At 52.2% G+C, this 14,829-nt stretch carries 9 protein-coding genes; 2 read left to right on the forward strand and 7 right to left on the reverse strand.

Annotation, left to right across the window (positions count from 1 at the left end; all coding sequences use genetic code 11):
* Positions 1 to 7: 7 nt before the first annotated feature.
* On the reverse strand, positions 8 to 1,465 hold the full coding sequence (locus ACYVUU_RS08685; RefSeq protein WP_484498926.1) for a sucrose-6-phosphate hydrolase: 1,458 nt from the start codon (positions 1,463 to 1,465) through the stop codon (positions 8 to 10).
* Positions 1,466 to 1,749: 284 nt separating this feature from the next.
* On the opposite strand from ACYVUU_RS08685, the gene ACYVUU_RS08690 reads away from it, so the two are divergent.
* Both ACYVUU_RS08690 and ACYVUU_RS08695 read left to right on the forward strand, forming a co-directional pair.
* Positions 1,750 to 3,690: a sucrose-specific PTS transporter subunit IIBC gene (locus ACYVUU_RS08690; protein ID WP_484500903.1), complete on the forward strand. Its 1,941-nt coding sequence runs from the start codon at positions 1,750 to 1,752 to the stop codon at positions 3,688 to 3,690.
* A gap of 171 nt (positions 3,691 to 3,861) precedes the next feature.
* Positions 3,862 to 4,941 carry a 6-phosphofructokinase gene (locus tag ACYVUU_RS08695; protein ID WP_484500668.1) on the forward strand — a complete coding sequence of 360 codons (1,080 nt, stop codon included), beginning with the start codon at positions 3,862 to 3,864 and terminating at the stop codon, positions 4,939 to 4,941.
* 86 nt (positions 4,942 to 5,027) lie between these two features.
* On the opposite strand, the gene ACYVUU_RS08700 is transcribed toward ACYVUU_RS08695, so the two are convergent.
* The 6 genes from ACYVUU_RS08700 to ACYVUU_RS08725 are packed head-to-tail and all read right to left on the reverse strand — an operon-like array spanning position 5,028 to position 14,774.
* A complete protein-coding gene (locus ACYVUU_RS08700; protein WP_439775845.1) occupies positions 5,028 to 6,749 on the reverse strand; it encodes a phospho-sugar mutase in 1,722 nt (573 codons plus the stop codon).
* 14 nt (positions 6,750 to 6,763) lie between these two features.
* Positions 6,764 to 8,566: a glycoside hydrolase family 13 protein gene (locus ACYVUU_RS08705; RefSeq protein ID WP_484500669.1), complete on the reverse strand. Its 1,803-nt coding sequence runs from the start codon at positions 8,564 to 8,566 to the stop codon at positions 6,764 to 6,766.
* A gap of 9 nt (positions 8,567 to 8,575) precedes the next feature.
* The gene (locus ACYVUU_RS08710) at positions 8,576 to 11,026 is read right to left on the reverse strand and encodes a glycogen/starch/alpha-glucan phosphorylase (protein ID WP_484500670.1); all 2,451 of its coding nucleotides are present in this window, start codon (positions 11,024 to 11,026) and stop codon (positions 8,576 to 8,578) included.
* A gap of 24 nt (positions 11,027 to 11,050) precedes the next feature.
* Positions 11,051 to 12,481, reverse strand: coding sequence for a glycogen synthase GlgA (gene glgA, locus ACYVUU_RS08715; RefSeq protein WP_439775842.1), 1,431 nt, complete (start codon positions 12,479 to 12,481; stop codon positions 11,051 to 11,053).
* 15 nt (positions 12,482 to 12,496) lie between these two features.
* Complete coding sequence (glgD, locus tag ACYVUU_RS08720; protein ID WP_439775841.1) at positions 12,497 to 13,639, reverse strand: glucose-1-phosphate adenylyltransferase subunit GlgD; 1,143 nt, start codon at positions 13,637 to 13,639, stop codon at positions 12,497 to 12,499.
* On the reverse strand, positions 13,626 to 14,774 hold the full coding sequence (locus tag ACYVUU_RS08725) for a glucose-1-phosphate adenylyltransferase (RefSeq protein WP_439775840.1): 1,149 nt from the start codon (positions 14,772 to 14,774) through the stop codon (positions 13,626 to 13,628). The genes glgD and ACYVUU_RS08725 overlap by 14 nt, the downstream gene beginning before the upstream one ends.
* Between the last annotated feature and the right edge of the window lie 55 nt (positions 14,775 to 14,829).

Consider the following 14,829-nt stretch of genomic DNA (forward strand, 5'->3'; position numbering starts at 1 on the left):
TGTTATCCTACATGTCCTTTAACCGCCAAGTCTTGGCCTGGTAGTCAACATCACTGTCCATCTTAACAAAGCTTTGTCCATTTTGAGCAAAAAATCTACCCGTGATGACTTCTTCGCCGCCGTTGACAAAAATTTCAAAGAGGGAGTGGTCGACAAAGATCCGCAGATCCAGGTCTTCCCCGGCTGGTAACTTCACCGTCCGGCTAGTCCCGTAGTCTGGGTTGACGGCCTTGCCGCATTCACCCCGGTCAACGGTTAAGCGGGCGTGCTTGCCGGTCTTAAAGCGCAGCTTGATGCCATTCTTGCCCTCGCTGTCCGCGGCCAAGACCAGCATACCCTTCTGCCCCTTCTTGATCGTCAGTCTAAGTTCGCTTTGCGCACCTGCATCGAAGGCCAAATCGCCAGTGAAGTCTTCTTCAGCTTCTCTCAAGCTCTTCATGGCCTTGACCGGCTTTTGGATCAAGCGGCCGTGCTTTAAAGACAAGCGCTTGACCTGGCTTAAGCAATTAGCCCAGCCTTCATCGTCGCTTGGGTAAGTCATGTCCGGCAGGCCAACCCAACTGATCGCGTAAGCGTGGCCGTCCGGGGCATTAAAGGCTTGGGTAGCGTAAACGTCAAAGCCCCCGTCCAGGTTGATTGGGGCCTTCTGCTTTGTCTCAAAGTGGCCGGTCTCAAAGTCGAAGCTTTCCCCAACCCAGTACATGTTTGGGTAGACATTCTGGTAGTCGGTCACGTTCTTGTCCAGGCCCTGCGGGCAGAAGATGAAGACTGGCTTGCTGTCAACGAAGACCAGGTTCGGGCATTCAACCATGTAGCCCATGTCCGGCAGGTCAACATAACCCAAATCCTGCCATGGACCAGTTAATTCGTCAGCCTTGTAAAGACTGATCTTGCCGGCCTTGGTCTCCTTGTCTTGGGCGCCAAGGATGGCATAATACTTGCCGCCGTGCTCCAAGATCTGCGGGTCACGGAAGTGTTCAGTCACATGCTCTGGCGCGTTGATCAAAGGCGTCTCCAGCTTGGTTACTTTTCCATCTTCATCCATCCAGGCCCCAACCTGGTAGGAGTGGCGGACCCAGTTTTCGTCGCGGACATTGCCCGTGTACATCAGAAAAAGCTTGTCACCAATTGCTCTGGCTGAGCCGGAATATGCCCCATGGCTGTCCAGCGGACTGTCAGCGTAAACAGCTTCGCCCAAGTTCTCCCAGTGAACCAGGTCGGAACTGGTCAAGTGGACCCAGGACTTCAAGCCGTGCACGGCCCCAAACGGGTAAGCCTGGTAGAAGACCTGCCAGCGGCCATTATAGTAGGAAAAGCCGTTAGGGTCGTTCAAAAGGCCTGAAGTTGGCCGGATGTGGTAGTGCAGCTGGTAGTCTGACCGGGCTGCCTGGCTCTGCAATTTAAGCAAAGTTTTGGCATCCCATTTCTCATAAGGAAGATATCTTTTTTCTCTTGTCCATTCCATATTAAGCAACCTCCGCCTAATCACTAATCTCTTCTTTTAATTTCTATACTTCATTTGCCAGATTATTGTCACGCAAAAACTTCTGAATAATCAGCACTTTATCACTTTCTATTTTATGGTTGAAGCGCTAACATGTCAAACGGTTAACAGGCCTTTTTCAGTTAACAGAACTTTTATAAAATATTTTCTGTCAAACGATTGACATATTTGTCAGAAACCGTTATCATGTTAAGTGAATTAGAGAAAAGCGTTTTCAGAGGATAAGGAGAGTGTTTCTCGTGGCAATGAATTACAATGCAGTTGCCAAGCGGGTGATCGCTGCCGTAGGTGAAGACAACCTGGTAGCAGCTGCCCACTGTGCAACGCGTCTGCGTTTAGTCTTAAAAGACGATACCAAGATCGACCAAGCAGCCTTGGACAAGGATCCTGACGTTAAGGGTACCTTCAAGACTGACGGCCAGTACCAAGTCATCATCGGGCCTGGTGACGTTGACAACGTCTACAACGAACTGATCAAGCAAACCGGCCTGTCTGAAGTTTCTACCGACGACTTGAAGAAGATCGCCGCCAGCGGCAAGAAGGTCAACCCAGTTATGGCCTTCATCAAGCTCTTGAGTGACATCTTCGTGCCAATCATCCCAGCCCTGGTTGCGGGTGGTTTGCTGATGGCCTTGAACAACTTCTTCACCAGCCCTGGCCTGTTCGGGCCTAAGTCCCTGGTGCAAATCAACCCAGCCATCAAGGGCCTGTCTGACATGATCCAACTTATGTCAGCTGCCCCATTCATGTTCCTGCCAGTTCTGGTCGGTATTTCCGCCGCTAAGCGTTTCGGGGCCAACCAATTCCTCGGGGCGGCAATGGGCTTGATCATGACCACCCCACAGCTGGCCGGCTCAACCCACTACTGGAACATCTTCGGTCTGCACGTAGCACAAACCAACTACCAATACCAAGTTATTCCAGTCCTGGCAGCCATCTGGATCTTAGCCTTCTTAGAGAAGCGCCTGCACAAGGTCCTGCCAAGCGCGGTTGACTTTACCTTCACCCCGCTTCTGTCAATCATGATCACTGGCTTCCTGACCTTCACCATCGTCGGGCCAGTGATGAAGACCGTTTCTGACTGGATCACCAACGGCTTCGTATGGCTGTACGACACTGCTGGCTTTGTCGGCATGGGTCTGTTCGGTCTTTGCTACTCAGCTATCGTTATGACTGGTTTGCACCAAAGCTTCCCGGCCATCGAAACTCAATTGCTGGCTGCCTTCGCTGCCGGCAAGGGCGCGGGCGACTTCATCTTCGTTGTTGCTTCCATGGCCAACGTTGCTCAAGGTGCCGCAACCTTCGCTATCTGGTTCTTGACTAAGAACGAAAAGATGAAGGGTCTGTCTTCATCAGCCGGTGTTTCTGCCCTCCTGGGTATCACCGAACCAGCCCTCTTCGGGGTTAACTTGAAGTACCGCTTCCCGTTCTTCTGCGCCTTGATCGGGTCCGGTGTTGCTTCAGCCCTTGCAGGTCTGCTGCACGTTGAAGCTGCATCCCTTGGTTCTGCCGGTTTCCTGGGCTTCTTGTCCATCTACCCAAAGACCATCCCAATGTACGTTGTATGTGAACTTGTTTCCTTCGCTATCGCCTTCGCCTTGACTTTCTTCTGGGGCAAGGGCCACTTAAAGGAAGAAGTTGCCAGCGTTGAAGGCGAATCCGGCGTCAGCGCTGAAACTGAAGTTCCAGCTGAACAACAAGTTGAAGCTGCCAAGACTGCTGGTCTGGAAGACGAAGTAGTTCTGGCACCTGTAGACGGCGTTTCTGAAGACCTGTCAGCCGTAAATGACGAAGTCTTCTCCCAAAAGCTGATGGGTAACGGGGCAGCCATCGTTCCTAGCGACGGCAATGTCTACGCTCCTGTTACCGGTACTGTTTCCGTTGCCTACAAGACTGGCCACGCTTACGGTCTTAAGTCTGACAACGGGGCTGAAGTCCTGATCCACATCGGTCTGGACACGGTTAACTTGAATGGCCAGCACTTCAAGTCCCTGGTCACTCAAGGCCAGCACATTGAAAAGGGTGAAAAGATCGGTGAAGTTGACCTGGATGCTGTCAAGGCTGCCGGCTACGACACCACTGTCATGGTTGTCATCACCAACACCCCTTCATACAACGAAGTAGACCGGGTTGAAGCAACTGACGTAAAGCACGGCGACAACTTGATTGCTTTAACTGCTCACTAATCAAAAACTATTACTACCATGAAGCAGCCCTGCCTGGGCTGCTTTTCCTTTTATTGAAAGCCTTATTTTGAATTTACATGAGATTTTTTCTTGCATCTTGGCAAGGACATGACTAAGATTTAAATTAAGCCAAATTATAGAGAACTGTTTAGCACGGGGAGGAATTTAAGCATGACTTTACGAGTTGGTATTTTAACGAGCGGCGGCGACTGCCAGGCGCTCAACGCGACCATGCGGGGCCTGGCCAAGACCCTTTACAACTGTGTTGACGACGTGGAAATCATTGGTTTCAAGCGGGGCTACTACGGCTTGATGCATGAAGACTACGTCAAGATGAAGCCGCGGGACTTCTCCGGCATCATTAACGAAGGCGGGACGATTCTGGGCACTTCCCGCCAACCATTCAAGGAAATGCGGGTTATCGTTGACGGCTTTGACAAGGTCGCCGCCATGAAGAAGACCTACAAGAAGCTCAACCTGGACGCTTTGGCTGTTTTGGGCGGCAACGGGTCCCTTAAGTCAGCCAACATGCTGGCCCAAGAAGGCCTGAACGTGATCGGTCTGCCAAAGACCATCGACAACGACACTTGGGGCACCGACTACACCTTCGGTTTCCAAAGCGCCATTGACATTGCCACCAGATACCTGGATGACATCCACACTACTGCCCAAAGCCACTCCCGGGTCTTCGTCGTAGAAGTCATGGGCCACAAGGTTGGCCACATTACCCTGGCTGCTGGTCTGGCTGCCGGCAGTGACATCATCCTTTTGCCGGAAATTCCTTACGACATCAATGTCGTAGCTAAGAAGATCAAGCAGCGGCAAAAGGCTGGCAAGGGCTTCACGGTTATTGCCGCTGCTGAAGGGGCAATTTCCAAGGAAGACGCTGCCCTGCCTAAGAAGAAGTACAAGGCTAAGGTAGCGGCTAGAAACGGCATCAGCGTGGTTAACGAAATCGCTGGCCAATTGCAAGAAGTTCTGCCAGACGCTGAAATCAGAACGGCGGTTATCGGCCACGCTCAACGGGGCGGCCGGCCAGATGCCTACGACCGGCAAATCTCAACCCGCTTCGGGATTGAAGGCGCCCGCCTCATCATGAACCGGTCCTTTGGCCGCCTGGTTGTCTTGAAGCAAGGCGAAGTCGACTCCATCGCCCTGGAAGACACGGCCGGCAAGCTCAAGTACGTTGACCCGAATGGCAAGACCGTAAATAACGCCCGCCTCATGGGTGTCACCTTCGGGGACAAGTAAGAACCTATAATTCTTAACAGCATACAAGCACAAAAAAGAAGCATCGCGTTAGCGGTGCTTCTTTCTTTGTTGTTAACTTCTCTGCTTTACTTCAGCAATTCGCTGATGGCGTCTTGGAAGCTTTCAGCTGCCTTTTCAGCAGTTTCGATGTCAGCCTTGTTGACGCCAACGTAAGCCTTGATTACTGGTTCAGTACCAGATGGGCGAAGGGCTACCCAAGTTTCGTCATCCAGGAAGTACTTCAAGACGTTTGACTTCGGGAAGCCAGTCAATGGAGTTTCTTCGCCGTTTTCGAGCGTAACTTGTTCTTGGTAGTCTTCGATCTTGACTACCTTGACGCCGTTGATTTCACTGAGGCGTTCTTCTCTCAGCTTGCTCATCAGTTCAGCCATCTTCTTTTGCCCGCCAATCCCTGGCATTTCAATTGCCCGGGTGATTTCGTAGGCAACGCCGTACTTCTTCCAGATTTCCTGCAGGCCGTCAAAGACAGTCATGCCCTTGGAAGCGTAGTAGCTGGCAACTTCGGCGAACATCAAAGCCCCTTGCATGGCGTCCTTGTCACGGGCGAAGGCTTGGAAGAGGTAGCCGTAGCTTTCTTCAAAGCCCATCAGGAACTTGCCGTCCCCTTCCTTGTTCATCCGGTCGACTTCTTCACCGATGTACTTGAAGCCAGTCAGAACTGACTTGGTCTTGATGCCGAAGTCCTTGGCAATCTTGAATGGCAAGGCACTGGATACGATTGAGGTAACGATTTCGTAATCCGGAGTCAGCTTGCCTGAGTCCTTCAAGTTTTGCAGAAGGTAGTAAGACATCAAAGTAGCGATTTGGTTCCCAGTCAAAACTTGGAAGTCGCCCTTGTCAGTTCTTACGCAGGCCCCCATCCGGTCAGCGTCCGGGTCGGTAGCCACGATCATGTCAGCACCGATTTCGTTGGCCAGTTCAACACCTGGGTTGAAGACGTCACGGAATTCCGGGTTAGGCTTCTTGCAAGTTGGGAATTCTGGGTCCACAATTGCTTGGCTTGGCACTGGAACAACGTTGCTGAAGCCGCCCCGTCTGAAGGCGCGGTCGTAAAGCATCTTGCCAGTCCCGTGCAAAGGAGTGTAAACAATCTTCAGCTTGTCGGCGTTTTCCTTGATCATGTCCTTGTTGACATTGACCGTTTCCAGCTTGGCCAGGTAGGCTTCGTCAACATCTTCACCGATCAATTGCAAAGTGCCTTCGGCACGCAGCTTCTTGACTGGAGCTGCCTTAACGCTGAAGATGTCTTCAACCTTTTGGGCATAAGCAAAGAGGCGGTCGGCGTTTTCTGGCCCCATCTGGGCACCGTCTTCACCGTAAGCCTTGTAGCCGTTGTACTGCTTGGCATTGTGGGAAGCAGTGATGTTGATCCCGGCAAAGGTGTGCAGGTAGCGGACAGCGAAGGACAGTTCCGGCGTTGGACGCAGGTCGTCAAAGAGGTAGACGTGAATGCCGTGAGCCCCCAAAACGCGGGCAGCGTGAGTTGCCAGTTCGCGTGAGTTGTAGCGTGAGTCAAAAGAAATTACCACGCCGCGCTTCTTGGCTTCTTCGCCGTTTTCGTCGATCAGGCGGGCCAGGCCTTCAGTTACCCGGCCGACCGTGAAGACGTTGATCCGGTTGGTCCCTGGTTCCAAGAGCCCCCGCATCCCGGCAGTACCGAAGTTGATGTCCTGGCCAAAGGCGTCTTCGACCCACTTGTCGTCACCACCTAATTCAGCCATTTGTTCAGCTAAATCTTCTGGCAAAGCAGCTTGTTTCCATTGTTCAAAAATTTCTTTTGCGTCCATTTATATATTCCTTTTTATTCTTTTTCATTCCTGTCCAGCTTAAATGTCTTCAACAGATAAGCCTTCTGAGCTATGCTTTCTTGATCCAGTATATCACTTACCAGCTCTCCAATCTTCTCTGGCAGGCAATATGTTTGAAATTCTCCCGCGTCCAGGATCATATCCTGGTCGGTCTTATTGTAGCAGTAAATGACCAGTTCTCTTTGGTTGAAGCGGACTAAAGCGTTGATGCCGTAAGCAATCTTGACATAGCCGACTTTCCCGTCGACCAAAGCCCGGTTTGCCCGCCGCCAGTGGGCCAGTTCCTTGACTTCTTTTTCCAAAAAGTCGCTTTCCTTGCCCCATGGGAAGTAGCGGCGGTTGTCCGGGTCCTTGTCCCCTTCCAGGCCGGCTTCATCCCCGTAATAGATGCAGGGAACGCCAGGCACGGCGAACAAGAGGCCAAAGGCCAGGGCCACCAGCTTCTCGTCTCCCCCCAAGACGGTCTTAATTCTGGCCGTGTCGTGGGTGCCGATGTTGTTCAGGCAGTTTTCCAGAAAGGCCTTAGGATAGTTCTCAACCAGCTTTTCCAGGTCATTCAAGGCGGCCACTTCTTCCGTTTCGTTATTGGCCTGCAAGAGCGAAACGATAAAGTTGCGGACCGGATAGTTCATGGTCCCGGTCAGGTTGTCCCCGTCCATATAGGTCCGGAATTCACTGTTGACGAACTTGTGGGAGGCATCTTCCCAGACTTCCCCGATCAAGACATGGCAGTCTTCGTTTTGCAGGCGCTCGCGGATTTCCCGCAGAAGCGGCATCGGAAGCTCGTCAGCCACGTCCAAACGCCAGCCATCGACATGCATCCGGGTCCACTTGGCTAAAACGCCGTCGGGACCACAGATGAAGTTCTGGTAGTCAGCATTGTTCTTGTTGACTTCTGGCAAGGTAGTTACCCCCCACCAGGACTGGTACTTGGTCGGGTAGTTGATGAAGTTGAACCAGGAGTAGTAAGGCCCTGTCTTGTCTGTGACCGCGCTCAAGAAGTACTTGCTGTCCGCTCCGACATGGTTGAAGACCCCGTCCAAGATCAAGGAAATTCTGTTTTTGTGCAGGTCCTTGATCAAGTTCTTAAAGTCTTCTTCAGTCCCCAGCATGGGGTCGATCTTCATGAAGTCCTGGGTGTCATAGCGGTGGTTGCTGGAAGACTGGAAGATCGGGTTCAAGTAGATGGCCGTCACTCCCAAATCTTTTAAATAGGGAATCTTTTGCCGGATACCTTCGAGGTTGCCGCCAAAAAAGTCCCAGCGGGCAATGTCGCCATGTTCATCCTTAATGTAGTAAGGACTGTCTTCCTTGGTCGCGTAGATGAAACTGTCCTTCTTGCGGCCTCGGATCTCCCCATGCGGGTTGCCGTTGTTGAAGCGGTCAGGAAAAATCTGGTAGACCACCCCCTGGGTGTACCAGGGAGCCTGCGGGACTGCCCGGTCATAGCAGGTCAGCTGGAAAGTCCGGATGTCCCGGCTGTCCTGGGTAATCTCGCTTTCGCCAAAACCATCCTGGCTTCTTTGCAGAAAGTAGTACTGGTCATTTTGCTTGATATTGAAGTAGTAATAGTAGAGCCCGGAGCTGCTGATCTTGACGCTGGTCTCATACATCTTGCTTTCATCGTTGTAAGTCAAGGGGTAGGCTACCGGCGACTCATTGTTTTTAGTCAGCCAGAGGGTGATCTCCTGGATTTCTTCATCGACTTCAACCGCCCACTTGACGCTGGTATTGGCCTGCGTGGCGCCAAAGGGCTGCTTGTATTTGGTGTCCCAAGAATTAAAAATAGCTCTCATCAGTCACTCTTACGCTTTTTCAGCGTCAAATTCCACCTTGTCCAGGTGCCAGATTTCACTGGCATAGCGTTCAATGGTCTTGTCAGCGTCAAAGCGTTCAGAGTGAGCGATGTTGACCAGGCTCATCTGGGCCCATTGCCGCTTGTTTGCCCAAACCTTTTCAACCAGCTTCTGGGCCTTCAAGTAGGCTTCAAAGTCGGCCAAAACCAGGAATTCCTCGTTGTCCTTCAAGAAGTCGTCGTAAAGGGCCCGGCCTTCGCTGACGCAGTCTGGAATAGTCCCGTCAATCAAGGCGTCAACCGTCTTCTTCATGACCGGGTCGCTTTCGTAAAGGTCGCGTGGGTGGTAGGAGTGGTTTGCGTAGTAGTTGTAAACTTCATCCTTGTCCAAGCCGAAGGCAAAAATGTTGTCGCTGCCGACCGCGTCCTTGATTTCGATGTTGGCCCCGTCCATAGTCGCCACCGTCAAAGCCCCGTTGGCCATCAGCTTCATGTTGCTGGTCCCGCTGGCTTCCTTGGTGGTCGTTGAGATCTGTTCACTGAGGTCAGCGGCTGGAATGATTTGTTCAGCCAGGGAAACATTGTAGTTTTCCAGGAAGACAACCTTCAGCTTGCCCTTGATGTCTGGGTCATTGTTGACCAGGTCAGCTACAGAGTTGATCACCTTGATGACCTGCTTGGCAAAGACATAGCTTGGAGCAGCGATGGCCCCAAAGATGACTACCCGCTTCGGATGGTCGATGCCGGCCTTGAGGTCTTGGTAGAGCTTCAGAACGTGGAGCAGCTTCAAGGTTTGCCGCTTGTAGGCGTGCAGACGCTTGACCTGGACGTCGAAGATGGCTTCAGGGTCAACCACGATGCCGGTCTTGGCCTTGATGACCTTGGCCAGCTTCTTCTTGTTGGCCAGCTTGATTTCCTGCAGGCTGGTCAAGGTTGCGGTGTCGTGGTAGAACTTTTCAAACTTCAGCATTTCCTTGCTGTCAAAGCGCCAGTCGGTCCCAATGGTCTTGTCCAAAAGCTTGGCCAAATCCGGGTTGGCGATTTGAATCCAGCGGCGCAGGGTGATCCCGTTGGTCTTGTTGTTGAAGCGGTCTGGGTAGAGCTGGTAGAAGTCGCGCAAAACTTCGGTTTCCAGTAGCTGGGTGTGCAAGGCAGCAACCCCGTTGACTGAGTGGGAACCGATGATGGCCAGGTGGGCCATGTGGACTTGCCCATTCTTGACGATTCTGGTTCTTTCAATCACGTCGCCGGAAACCTTGCCTTCCAGGCCAGCCACGTAGCGGCGGTCGATTTCCTTAACAATGTCAAAGAGCCGCGGCAAAAGCTGACTAAACATGCCTACGTCCCACTTTTCCATGGCTTCAGCCATGATGGTGTGGTTGGTGTAGCTCATCACTTGGACAGTAACTTCCCAGGCTTTGTCCCAGTCCATCCGGTATCTGTCGACCAAAAGACGCATCATTTCAGCCACGCACATGGCCGGGTGAGTGTCATTGATGTGAACGGCAACGTACTTCGGCAAGTCAGGCAGGCCTTCTTCGCCATAGTCCTTCACAAAGTTGTTCAAGATACTCTGCAAGCCGGCGGAAACAAAGAAGTATTCCTGCTTCAGCCGCAAAAGGCGGCCATCATAGCTGGAGTCATCCGGGTAAAGGATGGAAGTCAAGTCTTCCACCTTCCGCCGGTCAGCGATTGACGGGTACTTCAATTCGTCTTCCGGGGCAATTTCCGCGTCCCACAGACGAAGGGTGTTAGCCACCCCGTTGTGGTAGCCGACCATGGCCACGTCATAAGGCACGGCCCGGACGACAGTAGCGCCTTCATATTGCGGAGTCAGCCAGCCGTGGTCATCAACCATGTTGACGCGGCCGCCGAACTTAACCAGGACAGACTTGCTTTCCCGGCGCACTTCCCAGTAGTCCCCCTGCTTCAGCCAGTCATTTGGCAGTTCCTTTTGGTAGCCGTTGACAAACTTTTGCTTAAAGAGGCCGTACTTGTAGCGCAGGCCGTTCCCGTTGCCGGCATAGCCGGTTGAAGCCAAAGAGTCCATAAAGGCGGCAGCCAGCCGGCCCAAGCCCCCGTTACCCAGGGCCATGTCTGGTTCAACAGCGGCAATTTCATCCAGGTCAATCCCTAAGTCAGCCAAAGCTTCCTTAGCCGTGTCCAGCCAGCCCAGGTTCAAAAGGTTGCTCTTTAAAAGAGTCCCAGGCAAAAATTCAATGGAGAAGTAGTAAGTCTGCTTGTGGCCATTGGCACTTTCCGCGATCCGGGTTCTGCGCCACTTGCTGGAGTAACCGTCACGGACCATTGAAGCCAAAGCAGCAAAGATGTCTTCCTTAGAAGCTTCTTCCACGCTTTCTTCAAAGTGCCGATCCAGCTTGCTTGCTAATCTTTCCTTGAATTCTTCAGGAGTAATCTCCCGCAAATTGCTGTTTGCGACTGATACTTTACTTGATTTCATGCTCATCTTCCTCATCATTTTCGACTATCCCAGTAATTCACCGTACATCCATTGGTACTTGCTTGCTGAGTTCTTCCAGGAGAAGTCAGACCGCATGGCAGTTCTTTGTGCCTTGGCCCACTTGTCCTTTTCATGGTAAAGTTCCAGCATCTTCTTGATGGCTTCAACCATTTGGTAGCCGCTGAATTCGCGGAAGCCAAAGCCGGTGCCTTCGTTCTTGGTCTTGTCGTAAACCCAGACCGTGTCGGCCAAACCGCCGATTTGGTGAACGATTGGCAAGGTCCCGTAGCGCAGGCTGATCAATTGTGACAAGCCGCATGGTTCAAAGGCGGATGGCATCAAGAAGGAGTCGGCCCCAGCGTAGATCTTTTGCGCCAGGTTGACGTCAAAGGCTAGGATCAGCTTGAACTTGTCCGGGTAGCGGCTGGCAATGTCGCTTAAGGCATGTTCGTAGTACTGGTCCCCGCTGCCCAAGATAACTACTTGCAAGTCAAACTGGAGAATGTTATCCAGTTCTTCCAAAAGCAGCTGGCAGCCCTTTTGAGCAGTGAGGCGGCTGACCATCCCGATAACCGGGGTGGTTGGCGCTACCGGCAGGCCAACCTGCTTTTGCAGGTCAGTCTTGTCGCGGCGCTTGTGCTTCAGGTGGTTGACGTCGTAGCGGACCTTGATGACCGGGTCAGTAGCCGGGTTGTACTTTTCAAAGTCAATCCCGTTCAAGATGCCGACCAGCTTAAAGTTGACTGACCGCAAGATGCCGTCTAAGCCTTGGCCGAATTCTGGCGTTTGGATTTCTTCAGCATAGGATGGGCTGACCGTGGTTACCCGGTCGGCGTACAAGATCCCGGTCTTCATCCAGTTGACGTCATTGTTGAAGCGGACGGTCCCGTTGTCAAACCATTCATAGCCCAGGCCGAAGAAGTTCGGCAGGGTCTTGGCATCGTACTTGCCTTGGAATTCCAGGTTGTGGATGGTCAAGACAGTCTTGATGCCGCGGTAGGCGTCCACGAAGCCCCACTTTTCTCTGAGCAGGAATGGAATGAAGGAAGTGTGGTAGTCGTTGCAGTGCAGGATGTTCGGCACGAAGTTGAAGCGCTCCATCATCATGATCACGGCCTGCTGGAAGAAGGCGTAGCGTTCGCCATCGTCGTAGTAGCCGTAGATGCCTGGCCGCTTGAAGTAGTATTCGTTGTCGATGAAGAAGTACTTGACCCCGTTCATTTCCAGGGTGAAGATCCCGCAGTATTGGTTCCGCCAGCCAACTGGAACATAGAAGTTGCCTTGGTATTCCAGCTTTTCGCGGTATTCCTGCGGCATGTCCTGGTAAAGAGGCAAAGCCACGCCGACTTCATCGCCGTCCTTGGCCAATTGGTTGGGCAAAGAGCCCAAGACGTCGCCTAAACCGCCAGTCTTAAAGAAGGGCGCACATTCGGCCCCGACAAATAAAACTCTCACGTTTTTTCCTCCCGATTAATCCAGTACAAAGTCCTTGCTGATGACGCTGCCCTTCTTGATGACAACAGGGCTGTCAGGCTTACCCTTGACGGTCACGCCCTTTTCAATCACCACATTCTTGTCCAGGATGGCGTATTCAACGTCAGATCCGCTCTTGAGCTTGCAGTTGGCCATGATTACGGAATTCTTGGCAACAGAATCCTTAGCAAAGTTTACTCTTCTGGAAACGACGCTGTTCTTGACTTCACCCTTGACCGTGCAACCAGTGGCAATCAAAGTGTTCTTGACGTCAGATTCCTTGTCGTAGTAAGTGCCGACTTCGTTTCTGATCCGGGTGATGATCTTTTGATTGCCGTAAAGCAGGGAGTCGCGCTTGTCCTTTTCCAGCATGTCCAAGTTGGCCTCGTAGTAGCTGGAAATGTCGTGGATGTTGCGCAGGTAGCCGGTGTATTCGTAAGCGTTGGCCTTTTCCTTAACAGTCAAGGCTGCCAGACGTTCCGCAACGTCATAGGAAGCCCCGCTCTTTTGGGCCTTTTCCAGTTCGTGAATCAGCCAATCAGTGTTCATGACATAAACATTAGCTGACAGGTTAACCGGACCTTCACCAGTCAATTCGATGGCTTCTCTTTGTTCAATGACGATATTGTCATCACTTAAGACAAAGGTGTGGTCATCTGGCGCAATGTCTTTTTGGTCAACCCGCTTGAAAACAGGGGTAATCCGGTTTTCATTTGATTGGTGGAAGTGGAGGATAGCCTTGAGGTCAAAGTTAGCCGCCATCTTATTGCCGATGAAAACAGTGTATGGCATCTTGCAGGTCTTAAGGAAGAGGATCAAGTCATCAAAGTAGTTTTCCCCTCTTGACCGCCGCCGCATCAAGTTCTGGTAGAAGTCCAGGTATTCGTAAGAGCCGATCGTGTCCAAGCCCCATTCCTTGCCCCCGCCCAGGTGGTCCAGGTAAGAACGGACCTTTTCCTGGCTGATCAAGGTGTAGACGTGGTTGATATCGGCGTTGACGATGCTGGAGAGGGCAAAGTCCATCAAGCGGTACTTGCCGGCAAAGTAAAGAGTTGACAGGGCTCTTTCATCGGTCAGCGGCTTCAGCTGGCTGTATTCGTGCTGGTTGCTGAAGATTGCACACATCTTACTTGTTTTCATTTGGTAACACTCCAATCTTTTCCTTGTTGCCGACTACGGCAATTTCCCCATTTTCTTCACCAACGACAGAATTGCTGCCGATCACGGCGCCTTCACCAACGATAGCCTTGGTGATCTTGACGTTCTTGCCGATCTTGGCGCCCGGCATGATGACTGAGTCAACAATCTCGCTGCCGCGCTGGACGTCAACGTTGGCTGAGATGATTGAGTGCTTGATCGTCCCGTCAATGTAGCAGCCGTCAACGATCATGGAGTCAGTAACTTCGGCGTTTTCCGTAATCATTTGCGGAGCGTCAATGGTGTTCTTGGAGTAGATCCGCCAGCTGCGGTCGTCCAGGGCCAGGCCGTCAGAGCCGTCCAGGAATTCCATGTTGGCTTGCCAGAGAGAGTCGATGGTGCCGACGTCCTTCCAGTAGCCTGAGAACTGGTAAGAGAAGACTCTTTCGTCGCTCTTCAGGTAGTAAGGGATGACGTCCTTGCCGAAGTCGACCATGTCATCGGCAGTCGCAAAGCCCGCGGTCAAAACGTCGCGCAGCCGCTTCCAGTTGAAGATGTAGATCCCCATTGAAGCGTGGTTGCTCTTTGGCTCAGCTGGCTTTTCTTCGAATTCGATGATCCGGCCGCTGGAGTCGGTGTTCATGATCCCGAAACGCGGCGCTTCTTCCCAAGGCACGTCGATAACAGCAACAGTCAAAGAAGCGTGGTTCTTTTCATGTTCTTCCAGCATGTCGGCGTAGTCCATCTTGTAGATGTGGTCACCGGACAGGATCAAGACGTATTCTGGGTCCTGGCTGTCGATGTAGTCGATGTTTTGGTAGATGGCGTGGGCGGTCCCTTCAAACCACTTGCTGCCGCCGTTGTCCGTGTATGGCTGCAGGATAGTGGCGCTGGAGTTCAAGCCGTCCAGCCCCCAGCTGGAACCGTTGCCGATGTGGTTGTTCAGCCGCAGTGGTTCATATTGGGTGATGATGCCGACATTGCGCACGCCGGAGTTGGCGCAATTGCTCAGCGGAAAGTCGATGATCCGGTAGCGGCCGCCGAATGGCACGGCCGGCTTAGCTTGATTGGCGGTCAGTTTGCCCAGCCGGGTCCCCTTGCCCCCGGCTAAAATTAAACCTAGCATTTTTGTACTCATGGTAAAAAATCCTTCCCTACTTAATCTTTTATCTTTAATCTTTTATCACATTACA

This window comes from Lactobacillus sp. WILCCON 0058 (assembly GCF_057198005.1).